Genomic DNA, 13,165 nt, shown 5'->3' on the forward strand with positions numbered 1-13,165 from the left:
TCATCAAGGCCATCGCCAGGCTTGCTTACTTCTACAAGCACGAATCCTGCGGCCAGTGCACGCCCTGCCGCGAAGGCACGGGCTGGATGTGGCGCGTGATGACGCGCATGGCCGAAGGCCGCGCGGAGAAGCGCGAGATCGACATGCTGCTGGATGTCACCAAGCAGATCGAAGGCCACACCATCTGCGCGCTGGGCGACGCCGCGGCCTGGCCGATCCAGGGGCTCATCACTCACTTCCGCCATGTGATCGAGGAGCGCATCGACCAGTATGCGGCCAACCCTGACCATGACGGCGCTGCCGCCAAGATTGCGGCGGAGTGAGGCATGGGGCAGTCCACACATATCGCTCAGTTGAACGTTGGCGTGCTCAACTATCCACGCGACCATGAGAAGTCTGCCGGATTCGTGAATAACGTTCCGCGGGTCAATGCACTTGCGGAGCGTTCCAAGGGTTTTGTCTGGCGGTGTGTGGATGAAGCCGAAGCAATCAGCTCCGAAGGAATAGATTTCTTCGGCGGCGATCCGCGGGCGACCTTCACGATGTCAGTGTGGGAAACGCTTGAAGACTTCGATGCCTTCGTGCATCGCACGATTCACGGCGGTTTCCTGAAACGCCGGGAGAGCTGGTTCAAGCCGCTCGATACCAAAACATATGTGATCTGGCCCATCCCGGCCGGTCACATCCTTAAGCTGAGCGAAGGCCTCGCGCGACTGGAGCAACTCCGCAAGAACGGTGCTACGGAAGAGGCTTTCGATTTTGCCTTTATTGAGCAAAGGAAGCTCGCTGATGCCCAAACTTAAAATCGACGGCACCGAGATCGAGGTCGAAAACGGCCTGACCCTGCTGCAGGCCTGCGAGATGGCGGGCGCTGAGGTGCCGCGCTTCTGCTACCATGAGCGGCTGTCGATTGCCGGCAACTGCCGCATGTGCCTGGTGGAAGTGAAGGGCGGGCCGCCGAAGCCGCAGGCCTCCTGCGCCATATCGGTCAACGACCTGCGCCCCGGACCCAATGGCGAGCCGCCGGAAGTCTTCACCAAGACGCCGATGGTGAAGAAGGCGCGCGAAGGGGTGATGGAGTTCCTGCTCATCAACCATCCGCTCGACTGCCCGATCTGCGACCAGGGTGGTGAATGCGACCTGCAAGACCAGGCCATGGCCTATGGCATCGACAAGAACCGCTTCCACGAGAACAAGCGGGCCGTCGCGGATAAGAATCTGGGCCCGCTCGTCAAGACCGAGATGACCCGCTGCATCCAGTGCACGCGTTGCGTCCGCTTCACCACCGAAGTTGGTGGCATCGAGGAGATGGGCGCCACCGGCCGTGGCGAGGACATGGAAATCACCACCTATCTCGACAAGGCGATCTCGTCTGAGTTGCAGGGCAACATCATCGATCTCTGCCCCGTCGGCGCGTTGACATCCCGCCCTTATGAATTCAAGGCGCGGCCGTGGGAACTGCGCAAGACCGAGACCATTGATGCAATGGATGCGGTCGGCTCCAACATCCGCGTTGATGCGCGCGGGCGCGAGGTGATGCGCATTCTTCCCCGCACCCATGAAGGGGTGAACGAGGAGTGGATCTCCGACAAGACGCGCTTCGTGTGGGATGGGCTCAAGTCCCAGCGCCTCGACCGGCCTTATGTGCGCGAATCCGGCAAGCTGCGCGCGGCGGGCTGGCAGGAAGCCTTCCTTCACATCGCCCAGCGCCTGAAGGCTGCGAAGCCGGAGCGCATCGGCATCATCCTTGGCGATCTCGTGGCGGCGGAAGAGGCCTTCTCGCTGCGCCAGCTGGCGGATCAGCTGGGCATCAAGAACATCGACTGCCGCCAGGACGGCTCTCCGCTCGGAAGCCTCGGTGGCCGTGCGGGCTATCTGTTCAACACCAGCATCGCCGGTATCGAGGAGGCGGATTCGATCCTCCTCATCGGCGCCAATCCGCGCCTCGAGGCGCCGGTGCTCAATGCGCGCATCAGGAAGCGCCTGGTGCGCGGCGGCTGCAAGATCAGCGTGATCGGCGAGAAGGCTGACCTCACCTATCCCTATACCTATCTCGGTGCGGGTCCTGACACGCTCAGCCAGTTCCTCGGCTCGGAGCAAGCGTCCGTGGCTAAGCCCATGGTGATCGTGGGGCAGGGCGCACTCGCCCGTGCCGATGGCGCGCAGGTGCTGGCTGCGGCCTGGAAGGCGGCCGAGAAGCTCGGCGCCGTCAAGGACGGATGGAACGGCTTCAATGTGCTGCACACGGCAGCGGGACGTGCCGGCGCGCTCGATGTGTGCGCCTTGCCGTCAACCGGCGGCGGCATGACGACGCGCCAGATGCTGGATGCCGCGAATTCCGGCAATCTCGACATGCTCTTCCTGATCGGGGCGGACGAGATCGACACCACGGCGCTGGGCTCCACCTTCGTCGTTTATGCCGGAACCCATGGCGATGCCGGCGCGCACCGCGCGGATGTGATCCTCGCGGGTGCTGCCTATGTCGAAAAGCAGGTCACTTACGTCAACACCGAGGGCCGCCCCCAGATGACGCAGCGCGCCTCCTTCCCGCCGGGTGAGGCGCGGGAGGACTGGGCGATTTTCCGCGCGCTATCCGAGGCCATTGGCGCGACGCTGCCGTGGAACACCATCGATGAACTGCGCACGCAGATGTACAAGGTGGCCCCGCAGCTGATGCGCATCGACCAGCTGACGCCGGCGTCCACCGCCGAACTCGCCGATCTTGCGAAGGTGGAAGGGCCGATGTCGTCCGAGCCGTTCCGCTCGCCCATCACGGATTTCTATATGACCAACCCGATTGCCCGCGCATCGAAGACCATGGCCGAATGCTCAGCCCTGAAGAATGTGCGCAAGCTGGAGGCTGCGGAGTAGGCCCATGTCAGAAATTCTCCTCACACTCCTGTTCTTCGTGGTCGTCAGCTTCGGCTTCATGTCGGGCCTGTTGATCATCGTCGCCTATCTGCTGTGGGCCGACCGCAAGATCTGGGCCGCCGTGCAGATGCGCCGCGGGCCCAATGTGGTGGGCCCTTGGGGCCTGTTCCAGTCCTTCGCCGACTTGATCAAATTCGCGCTGAAGGAAGTGGTCATCCCCGACGGCGCGAACAAGGGCGTGTTCATCATCGCGCCGCTCGTCACCGCCACGCTGTCGCTTGCGGCATGGGCCGTGGTGCCGGTTTCTGAGGGGTCCTTCTTCGGCCTCACCGAAGGCAAGTGGGTGGTGGCCGACATCAATGTCGGCATCCTCTATCTCTTCGCGCTCTCATCGCTTGGCGTCTATGGCGTCATCATGGGCGGCTGGGCGTCGAACTCGAAGTATCCGTTCCTCTCCGCACTCCGCTCGGCTGCGCAGATGGTGTCCTATGAAGTCTCGATCGGCTTCGTCATCGTCACGGTTCTGCTCTGTGCGGGCTCGCTGAACCTCACCGAGATCGTGCGCTCGCAGTCCACAGGGTTCGGCACCATGCTGGGCCTGCCGGGGTCATTCCTCGACTGGTACCTGCTGCCGCTGTTCCCGATGTTCATCATCTTCTTTATCTCCGCACTGGCGGAAACGAACCGCCCGCCCTTTGACCTCGTCGAGGCGGAATCGGAACTCGTGGCGGGCTTCATGGTGGAGTATTCCTCCACACCCTACCTGCTGTTCATGCTGGGTGAATATGTGGCGATCGTGCTGATGTGCGCGATGACGACCATCCTGTTCCTCGGCGGCTGGCTGCCGATCATCGACATTCCGCCCTTGAACTGGATTCCCGGCATCATCTGGTTCCTGATCAAGCTCGTCTTCGTCTTCTTCATGTTCGCCATGGTGAAGGCCATCGTGCCGCGTTACCGCTATGACCAGCTGATGCGGCTGGGCTGGAAGGTGTTCCTGCCGATCTCGCTGTTCTACGTGGTGCTGACGGCGGGCGTGCTCGTGGCCTTCGGATGGGCGCCATGAGCTTTGCTGGCCTCGTCGGCGCGCTTGTCTTTCTGGTCATCGGCCTTGCCGAGCTAGCTTTCGTCAACCGGTCCGTCTACCCCGCGCTGCGCTGGCGCTACGAGAAGGCAAAGGTGACGCAACAGCAGGGCCTGGCGCCGTCCACCATCATGGCGCTGGTGAAAGTCCAGAGCCTCATTCTCCTCCCGTTCATCGGTCTTGTGATCGGTGACCGCATGTCCACATCCGGGTGAAACCAAGATGAGAGTTGCACAAGCTGCCCGCTCGCTGTTCCTGAAGGAGTTCGTGGACGCCACCATCCTGGCGATGCGCTACTTCTTCGCGCCCAAGGCGACAATCAACTATCCCAATGAGAAGGGCCCGCAGTCGCCCCGCTTCCGCGGAGAGCATGCGCTGCGCCGCTATCCCAACGGGGAAGAACGCTGCATCGCCTGTAAGCTGTGCGAGGCGGTGTGCCCCGCCGTCTGCATCACCATCGAGGCGGGCCCGCGCCGCAACGACGGCACGCGCCGCACGACCCGCTATGACATCGACATGGTGAAGTGCATCTATTGCGGCTTCTGCCAGGAGGCCTGCCCGGTCGATGCTATCGTGTTGGGCCCCAATTTCGAATTCGCCACCGAAACCCGCGAGGAGCTGCTCTTCAACAAGGAGCGGCTGCTTGCCAACGGTGACCGCTGGGAACGCGAGATCGCGCGCAACATCGCGATGGACGCGGACTACCGCTGAAGGAGCCGACATGGTCGCCGCATTGTTCTTCTATCTCTTCGCCGCCGTCACCGTCGCCTCGGCGGTGATGGTGATCACGGCCAGGAACCCGGTGCACTCCGTGCTGTTCCTCATCCTCTGCTTCTTCAACGCGGCGGGCCTCTTCGTGCTGCTGGGGGCGGAGTTCCTGGCGATGATCCTTGTCGTCGTCTATGTGGGCGCGGTCGCCGTGCTCTTCCTCTTCGTCGTCATGATGCTGGACGTGGACTTCGTTGAGCTGCGCGAGGGGATGCTGAACTACCTGCCCGTGGGCGCCACCATCGGCTTCATCGTGCTGGTTGAACTGGCGCTTGTCGTGGGAAGCTGGGTGATCGACCCGGCCAGCGTGCAGGCGCGGGGTGCTCCGACGCCAACCGGCATCACCAACACGGAAGCGCTGGGCCGTATCCTCTATACGGATTTCATCTTCTATTTCCAGGCAGCGGGCCTGGTGCTGCTGGTCGCCATGGTGGGCGCCATCGTGCTGACGCTGCGCCACAAGGAAGGCGTCAAGCGCCAGAACATCTCGGACCAGGTGGCGCGCACCCCCGCCACGGCCATCGAGGTCATCAAGGTCAAGCCGGGGCAGGGGATCTGAGCCATGGAAATCGGCCTCTCTCACTATCTCACCGTGGCGGCCATCCTGTTCACGGTCGGAATCTTCGGCATCTTCCTCAACCGTAAGAACGTCATCGTCATCCTGATGTCGGTTGAACTGATCCTGCTTGCCGTCAACATCAACCTGGTGGCGTTCTCGAGCTTCCTGGGCGATCTGGTCGGCCAGGTTTTCGCGCTGCTGGTGCTGACGGTTGCCGCGGGCGAAGCGGCGATCGGTCTTGCCATCCTCGTCACCTATTTCCGCAACCGCGGCTCCATCGCGGTTGAAGACATCAATCTCATGAAGGGCTGACGGGAACCATCATGCACACCGTCTTAACCGCCATCGTCTTCCTGCCGCTTCTCGGCGCGCTCATCGCCGGGCTGTTCGGCACGAAAGTCTTCAAGGGCCTGGGCCGTGACGCCGATGTCTATGGCGAACACCACGCCCATGCGCATGCCGGCGGCGATGGCCACCACGGCCATGACGGCCACGGCCACCATGGCCATTATGATGGCCCGATGTGGCCGATGTATCTGACGACGGCACTTCTCACCATTGCCGCCATCCTGTCGTGGTACGTCTTCGCGGGCTTCCTGCATGAGCCCCATGCGGAGAAGGTCGAGTTGCTGCGCTGGATCAATTCCGGCACGCTCGTGGCCAACTGGACGATCCGCGTGGATACGCTGACGGCGGTGATGCTGGTGGTGGTGAATACCGTCTCCGCCCTCGTTCACATCTATTCGCTTGGCTACATGAGCCATGACGAGCATCAGCCGCGCTTCTTCGCCTATCTGTCGCTTTTCACCTTCGCCATGCTGATGCTGGTGACGGCTGACAACCTTGTGCAGATGTTCTTCGGCTGGGAAGGCGTTGGCCTCGCGTCCTATCTGCTCATCGGCTTCTGGTACAAGCGGGAGAGCGCCAACGCCGCGGCGATCAAGGCCTTCGTCGTGAACCGCGTGGGCGACTTCGGCTTCGCGCTTGGCATCTTCGGTTGCTTCCTGGTGTTCCAGTCGGTCGACTTCGATACGATCTTCGCGGCAGCCCCCGGTGCTGCCGGCAAGCCGATGCATTTCCTGTCATGGGAGTTCGACACGCTGACGGTGCTGTGCCTGCTGTTGTTCATGGGCGCCATGGGCAAGTCCGCGCAGTTTCTGCTGCACACGTGGCTGCCTGATGCCATGGAGGGCCCAACCCCCGTGTCTGCCCTGATCCATGCCGCCACCATGGTGACGGCCGGCGTCTTCATGGTCGCGCGCCTGTCGCCCATGTTCGAACTGGCACCCGATGCGAAGAGCGTCGTGGTGGTCATTGGCGCCATCACCGCCATTTTTGCGGCGACCGTGGGTCTCGTGCAGAACGACATCAAGCGCGTCATTGCCTATTCCACCTGTTCGCAGTTGGGCTTCATGTTCGTGGCGCTGGGTGTTGGCGCCTATGGGGTTGCGGTGTTCCATCTCTTCACGCACGCCTTCTTCAAGGCGCTGCTGTTCCTAGGCTCGGGTTCCGTCATCCATGCGATGTCGGGCGAGCAGGACATGCGCAAGATGGGCGGCCTCGCACCGATGATTCGCGTGACCTGGGTGATGATGGTCATCGGAAACCTGGCGCTCACCGGCTTCCCCCTCACGGCTGGCTATTTCTCGAAGGACGCGGTGATCGAGAGCGCCTACGCAGCGCAGTGGGGTTTTGCCTTCTGGTTGCTCGTCGCCGCTGCATTCTGCACGTCCTTCTATTCCTGGCGGCTTGCCTTCATGACGTTCCACGGCGCGCCGCGTGCTGACCGCGAGACGCTGGAGCATGTGCATGAGAGCCCCAAGGTGATGCTGATCCCGCTCTTTGTGCTGGCGATCGGCGCGATTGCGGCGGGCTTCGTGTTCAAGGACTACTTCATCGGCCACCATTACAAGGAGTTCTGGGGCAGTTCGCTGGCCGATAACGAGATCATGCATCTGTTCCACGACGTGCCGAAGTGGGTCGTGTGGTCGCCCTTCGTCGCCATGGTCCTTGGCTTCGCGCTGGCCTTCCTGTTCTACATCCGCAACACAGCGCTGCCCAAGGCGCTCGCCGCGCAGCATGAGCCGCTCTACAAGTTCTTGCTCAACAAGTGGTACATCGACGAACTCTATGACGTCATTTTCGTGCGCCCGGCCATGTGGCTCGGCCGCTTCCTGTGGAAGAAGGGCGACGGCTACGTGATCGACGGCTTCGGGCCGGATGGCGTGTCCTCCGTCGTCAACGACGTCACGCGCGGTGTCGTCCGGCTGCAGACGGGCTATCTCTATCACTATGCCTTCGCCATGATGATCGGCATCGCGGCGTTGATTTCCTGGTTCATGTTCGGGGGCGCACACTAAATGTCGGGCTGGCCCATTCTCTCGGTCGTCACCTTCCTGCCGCTGCTGGGCGTCTTGTTCATCCTGTTTGTGCGGGGTGAGGATGCCACGGCGCTGCGCAACATCCGCTGGGCTGCGCTGTGGACGACGATCGTCACCTTCCTGCTGTCGCTTCTCATCTGGGCGGGCTTCGATTCCAATGCCGCGGGCTTCCAGTTCGTGGAGCAGCAGGCATGGCTGGGCGGGGCGGCCTCCTACAAGATGGGCGTCGACGGCATCTCGATGCCCTTCGTGATCCTCACCACCTTCCTGATGCCGATCTGCATCCTCGCCTCCTGGCATGTGACGAAGCGCGTGAAGGAATACATGATCGCCTTCCTCGTGCTGGAAACGCTGATGATCGGCGTGTTCTGCGCGCTGGACATCGTGCTGTTCTACCTGTTCTTCGAAGCGGGCCTGATTCCGATGTTCCTCATCATCGGCATCTGGGGCGGTCCGCGCCGCGTCTATGCCAGCTTCAAGTTCTTCCTCTACACGCTGCTGGGCTCGGTGCTCATGCTGCTTGCCATCATCTACATGTACTGGGCGAGCGGCACGACGGACATCGCGGCACTTCTGGCCAACCCCGGCTTCACGCCGGAAGCCCAGAAGTGGCTGTGGCTGGCCTTCTTCGCCTCCTTCGCGGTGAAGATGCCGATGTGGCCCGTGCACACCTGGTTGCCTGATGCGCACGTTGAAGCGCCAACGGCAGGCTCTGTCATCCTGGCGGCCATCCTGCTGAAGATGGGCGGCTATGGCTTCCTGCGCTTCTCGCTTCCGATGTTCCCGGATGCGAGCGTCTATTTCCAGGATTTCGTCTTCGTGCTCTCCGTCATCGCCATCGTCTACACCTCGCTGGTGGCGCTGATGCAGGAGGACATGAAGAAGCTGATCGCCTATTCCTCCGTCGCCCACATGGGCTTCGTGACCATGGGCATCTTCTCGCTCAACCGTCAGGGCATCGACGGCGCAATGTTCCAGATGATCAGCCACGGGCTGGTCTCGGGCGCGCTGTTCCTCTGCGTCGGCGTCGTCTATGACCGCATGCACACGCGTGAGATCAAGGCCTATGGCGGCCTCGTCAAGACCATGCCGCTCTACGCCTTCACCTTCATGGTCTTCACCATGGCGAATGTGGGCCTGCCCGGCACGTCGGGTTTCGTGGGCGAGTTCCTGTCGCTCATGGGCGCCTTCAAGGCGAACACATGGGTGGCCTTCTTCGCGACGCTGGGCGTTATCCTCTCGGCGGCCTATGCGCTGTGGCTCTACCGCCGCGTGGTGTTCGGCGATCTCACCAAGCCCGCGCTGATGCACCTGCCGGACATGACGCCGCGCGAACTGGCGACGCTTGCGCCGCTCATCGTGCTCACCATCTTCTTCGGCGCCTATCCAGCGCCCATCCTCGATATCTTCGGCCCCACGGTCGAAACCCTCATCAAGCCATTGAACGAGGCAGCCGCCGCCGCCCAGGCGCTGGCGTCTGCTTCGCTCCATTAAGGACGATCATCCATGTGGCTTCTCGAACAGGCCGATGCCGCTGCAGCACTCCCCGAGGTGGTTCTCGCCATCCTCGCCATGGCGCTGCTCATGTTCGGCGTTTTCCGCAAGTCCGATCCATCGGGGGTGGTCAACCTGCTTGCCGTCATCTCGCTGGCGCTCGCCGCCGCGCTTGTGGTCTGGACGGGTGAACCCCGGGCGGAGGCCTTCAAGGGCGCCTTTGTGGTGGACACTTTCGCGCGTGTAATGAAGGTGCTGGCGCTGTTCGGCTCCGCGGTGGCGATTGTTCTGTCTGACAGCTTCATGAAGCGCGACGGCTCCCAGCGCTTCGAGTATCCGGTTCTCATCCTGCTGGCCACCGTCGGCATGATGATGATGATCTCGGCCAACAACCTCATCGCGCTCTATATGGGCCTCGAACTGCAGTCGCTGTCGCTTTACGTTCTGGCCGCGATCAACCGGGACTCCGCGCGGGCCTCCGAGGCGGGGCTGAAGTACTTCGTGCTCGGCGCACTCTCCTCTGGAATGCTGCTCTATGGCGCGTCCCTCATCTACGGCTTCACGGGCTCGACGTCCTTCGCGCACATCGCTGAGCACCTCCAGGCACATGAGGCCGGCCTCGGCGTGATTTTCGGTCTCGTGTTCGTGATCGCCGGTCTGGCCTTCAAGATCTCCGCCGTGCCCTTCCACATGTGGACGCCCGATGTCTATGAGGGCGCCCCGACCCCGGTGACGGCCTTCTTCGCGGCAGCACCGAAAGTGGCCGCGGTTGCACTCATCACCCGGACGATGATCGAGCCCTTCGGCGCCATCGTGCCGGATTGGCAGCAGATCATCGTCTTCGTGTCGATTGCCTCGATGGCGCTTGGCGCCTTCGCGGCGATCGGCCAGAGCAACATCAAGCGCCTGCTTGCCTACTCCTCGATCGGTAACATGGGTTATGCGCTGGTGGGTCTCGCTGCGGGAACGGAGCAAGGGGTCACCGGCGTGGTGGTCTACATGATCATCTACATGATCATGACGCTCGGCACCTTTGCCTGCGTGCTGGCCATGCGGCGGAACGGCCACATGGTGGAGGAGATCAGCGATCTCGCGGGGCTTGCGCGCCACAACAAGGGCCTGGCATTCGTGTTCGCCATGCTGATGTTCTCGCTGGCCGGCATTCCGCCGCTCGCTGGCTTCTTTGCCAAGTATTTCGTGTTCCTGGCCGCGGTGAACGCGGGGCTTTATACCCTGGCGGTCATCGGCGTCGTCACGTCGGTGGTGGGCGCGTATTACTATCTCCGCATCGTCAAGATCATCTACTTCGATGAGCCGAAGGGGAGCTTCGATGCCATGGATGGTGAGGTGAAACTGGTGGCCTATGCGTCCGGCGCGTTCACGCTGCTGTTCGTCCTTCCGTGGATCGCGAGCCCCATCATCGCGGTGGCGGCGGCGGCGGCGAAGTCGCTCTATTGATCCTCGATACCGGACATCCGGTCAGGCACTTTGACCGGATCGATTCGACCAATCTCGAGGCGCGCAGGCTCGCTGATCTCGGTGAATGCGGGCCTCTCTGGCTGCTGGCAGACGAGCAGACGGGCGGCCGGGGCCGCTTAGGCCGGAACTGGGTGAGTGAGCCTGGCAATCTCTACGCCACCTTCCTGTTTGCCATTGCGGAAGGCCCGCAGGCCGCAGCACAGGTGAGCTTCGTCGCAGCACTTGCCGTCCACGACTCGGTGGTGGAGCTACGCCCCGGTCTGGAGCCGCGCATCAAGTGGCCGAATGACGTTCTGATCGGCGGGTCGAAATTCTGCGGCGTGCTGCCGGAGGTGGTCGGCGCCGATCCTGTGCGGATCGCCATCGGCTGCGGTGTCAACATCGCCCATGCGCCGGAGGGCACGCCCTATCCGGTGACGGCGCTTGGGCATGGGCTCACCGTGGCGCAGGTGCTGGCGGTGCTCGACCAGCACCTCACGCATCGCCTTGCGCAGTGGGATGAAGGGCGGGGCTTTTCCGCCATCCGGCAGGACTGGGCCGCGCGCGCCCTGGGGCTCGGCGGCGGGGTGTCCGCAACTGCCGGAACGAGGCGCGTGACCGGAACCTTCCAGGGTCTGGCCGCGGACGGCGCGCTGATCCTGTGCGAGGCCGATGGAACACTGACTGCAATTCACGCTGGTGAAGTGAGCTTCGCCGAACTCGAAGCCTTGAGACGGAAGACATCATGAACGCCAGGCGCCGCGCCCAACTGCCCCCCGAACTCGTGTTCCTGCCCTTAGGGGGCACGGGAGAGATCGGCATGAACTGCTATTGCTACGGCTCCGGCCCGGCTGATGACCGGCATTGGCTGATGGTCGATCTGGGCGTCAAGTTCGGTGAGGAGACGGACCCCGGCATCGACGTGGTCCTGCCCGACGTTGGCTTCATCAGTGCGGAGAAATCGCGCCTGCACGGCATCGTTCTGACGCATGCGCATGAGGATCACCTCGGGGCTGTCGCCTGGCTATGGCCGCAACTTGAATGCCCCGTCTACTGCACGCCCTTCGCCGCGCAGATCCTGGTGCTGAAGCTCAAGGAGGCAGGCCTCGACGAGCAGGTGCCGGTGAAGGTGATGCCGGTCGGCTCCCGCTTCACGCTCGGGCCCTTCGGGCTGGAGTTCGTCTCCGTCACCCATTCCATTCCTGAGCCAACCGCCCTGCTGATCGAGACTCCGGAAGGCCGCGTGCTGCATTCGGGCGACTGGAAGATCGACCGTACGCCGGTGCTGGGCCAGGGCATGGACGAGAAGCGCCTGCGCGAGATCGGGGCAAAGGGCGTGGACGTGCTCATATGCGATTCAACCAATGTCTTGCGTGAGGGCTTCTCGCCATCCGAAGCCGAGGTGGCAGCGCGGATCGCAGCCATCGTCAAGCAGGCCAGCGGGCGTGTCGCCGTCACCACCTTTGCCTCCCATCTCGACCGCATCGCGACATCGATCCGCGCGGCGCGCGCCTGCGGGCGCGAGGTGGTGATCGCGGGTCGCGCCATGCGCAACACCATCGAGGCGGCCCGCGCCTGCGGCATGCTGAATGATTCAGGCCGCCTGCTGGACGAGGAAGAATTCGGCTATCTTCCGCCTGACAAGGTGATGCTCCTGTGCACGGGCAGCCAGGGTGAGCCGCGGGCCGCGATCGCCCGCATTGCCGAGGACCAGCACCCGCATGTGGCGCTGGATGAGGGCGACCTCGTGATCTTCTCCTCCAAGACCATTCCCGGCAATGAGAAGGAAGTGGGGCGGGTCCTCAACAACCTGGCCAGGCTCGAGATCGACGTCGTCACCAGCGAGGACGACCTCGTGCATTCCTCCGGCCATCCGCGCCAGGGTGAATTGGCGATGCTCTATGAGTGGGTGAAGCCCCGGGCGCTCATCCCCATGCACGGCGAGCCGCGCCACCTGCGCGCCCACCGGGAATTTGCGCAGGCCCAAGGCATCCGCAATGTGCTGATCCCGCGCGACGGCCACATCGCGCGCCTCGCCCCCGGTCCCATCGAAGACATCGACGAGGCACCCTGTGGCCGCCTGCATGTCGACGGACGGCTGATCGTCCCGGGCGAGGACGGCCCCGCCAAGCAGCGCCGCAAGCTCGCCTTCGCCGGCATCGTCTTCGTCAGCCTCGTCATCAACGCCAAGAGCGAGCTTGCCGCCAGCATCGAGCTGATCACCGACGGATTGCCGGTGGGCCTCGAGGATGAACTCCTGCAGGCCGCCGAGAGGGCTCTTGGCGCAACGCCCAAGCCGCGGCGGAAAGACGTCAACGCGCTGTCCGAAACAATCCGCACCGCCGTGCGCCGTGCGGCGGACGTGACCTGGGGCAAGAAACCGATCGTGAAGGTATCCGTCACCCAGCTGTGACGCCGCATTCTCCCAATTTTCCCTTCTCCCGTCCGAAGGATGGGAGAAGGTGGCCGAAGGCCGGATGAGGGCCTGCTTCAATACCGGGACTCGCGGAGAGAGGCCCTCATCCGCCCTGCCGGGCCCCTTCTCCCATC

Annotated in this window: 13 protein-coding genes; all 13 read left to right on the forward strand. The window is 63.1% G+C overall.

The genetic code is table 11. The features are described 5' to 3' along the window. A partial coding sequence (locus ACILRA_RS11135; RefSeq protein ID WP_395662171.1) for an NADH-ubiquinone oxidoreductase-F iron-sulfur binding region domain-containing protein occupies window positions 1-323 on the forward strand: 323 nt, incomplete at its 5' end. Window positions 324-326: 3 nt separating this feature from the next. Next, on the forward strand, window positions 327-803 hold the full coding sequence (locus tag ACILRA_RS11140; protein ID WP_395662172.1) for a DUF3291 domain-containing protein: 477 nt from the start codon (window positions 327-329) through the stop codon (window positions 801-803). Further along, window positions 790-2,871, forward strand: coding sequence for an NADH-quinone oxidoreductase subunit NuoG (gene nuoG, locus ACILRA_RS11145; protein WP_395662173.1), 2,082 nt, complete (start codon window positions 790-792; stop codon window positions 2,869-2,871). Before ACILRA_RS11140 ends, nuoG begins: the two co-directional genes overlap by 14 nt. A gap of 4 nt (window positions 2,872-2,875) precedes the next feature. After that, window positions 2,876-3,937 (forward strand): NADH-quinone oxidoreductase subunit NuoH, encoded by a 1,062-nt coding sequence (gene nuoH / locus ACILRA_RS11150; RefSeq protein WP_395662174.1) that lies wholly within the window; start codon window positions 2,876-2,878, stop codon window positions 3,935-3,937. Next, window positions 3,934-4,170, forward strand: coding sequence for a hypothetical protein (locus ACILRA_RS11155; RefSeq protein WP_395662175.1), 237 nt, complete (start codon window positions 3,934-3,936; stop codon window positions 4,168-4,170). Before nuoH ends, ACILRA_RS11155 begins: the two co-directional genes overlap by 4 nt. Before the next feature lie 7 nt (window positions 4,171-4,177). Next, complete coding sequence (nuoI, locus tag ACILRA_RS11160; RefSeq protein WP_395662176.1) at window positions 4,178-4,666, forward strand: NADH-quinone oxidoreductase subunit NuoI; 489 nt, start codon at window positions 4,178-4,180, stop codon at window positions 4,664-4,666. A 10-nt stretch (window positions 4,667-4,676) separates the two neighbouring features. After that, window positions 4,677-5,282, forward strand: coding sequence for an NADH-quinone oxidoreductase subunit J (locus tag ACILRA_RS11165; RefSeq protein ID WP_395662177.1), 606 nt, complete (start codon window positions 4,677-4,679; stop codon window positions 5,280-5,282). Between the two features lie 3 nt (window positions 5,283-5,285). Then, window positions 5,286-5,594: an NADH-quinone oxidoreductase subunit NuoK gene (nuoK, locus tag ACILRA_RS11170; RefSeq protein WP_395662178.1), complete on the forward strand. Its 309-nt coding sequence runs from the start codon at window positions 5,286-5,288 to the stop codon at window positions 5,592-5,594. A gap of 11 nt (window positions 5,595-5,605) precedes the next feature. Further along, window positions 5,606-7,642, forward strand: a complete 2,037-nt coding sequence (gene nuoL / locus ACILRA_RS11175; RefSeq protein ID WP_395662179.1) for an NADH-quinone oxidoreductase subunit L — start codon at window positions 5,606-5,608, stop codon at window positions 7,640-7,642. Beyond that, window positions 7,643-9,157: an NADH-quinone oxidoreductase subunit M gene (locus ACILRA_RS11180; RefSeq protein WP_395662180.1), complete on the forward strand. Its 1,515-nt coding sequence runs from the start codon at window positions 7,643-7,645 to the stop codon at window positions 9,155-9,157. Window positions 9,158-9,169: 12 nt separating this feature from the next. After that, the gene (nuoN, locus tag ACILRA_RS11185) at window positions 9,170-10,615 is read left to right on the forward strand and encodes an NADH-quinone oxidoreductase subunit NuoN (protein ID WP_395662181.1); all 1,446 of its coding nucleotides are present in this window, start codon (window positions 9,170-9,172) and stop codon (window positions 10,613-10,615) included. Next, a complete protein-coding gene (locus ACILRA_RS11190; RefSeq protein ID WP_395662182.1) occupies window positions 10,558-11,364 on the forward strand; it encodes a biotin--[acetyl-CoA-carboxylase] ligase in 807 nt (268 codons plus the stop codon). Before nuoN ends, ACILRA_RS11190 begins: the two co-directional genes overlap by 58 nt. After that, a complete protein-coding gene (locus tag ACILRA_RS11195) occupies window positions 11,361-13,028 on the forward strand; it encodes a ribonuclease J (protein ID WP_395662183.1) in 1,668 nt (555 codons plus the stop codon). The genes ACILRA_RS11190 and ACILRA_RS11195 overlap by 4 nt, the downstream gene beginning before the upstream one ends. Window positions 13,029-13,165: the final 137 nt, after the last annotated feature.

This window comes from Aestuariivirga sp. (assembly GCF_044239095.1).
Lineage (GTDB): Bacteria > Pseudomonadota > Alphaproteobacteria > Rhizobiales > Aestuariivirgaceae > Aestuariivirga.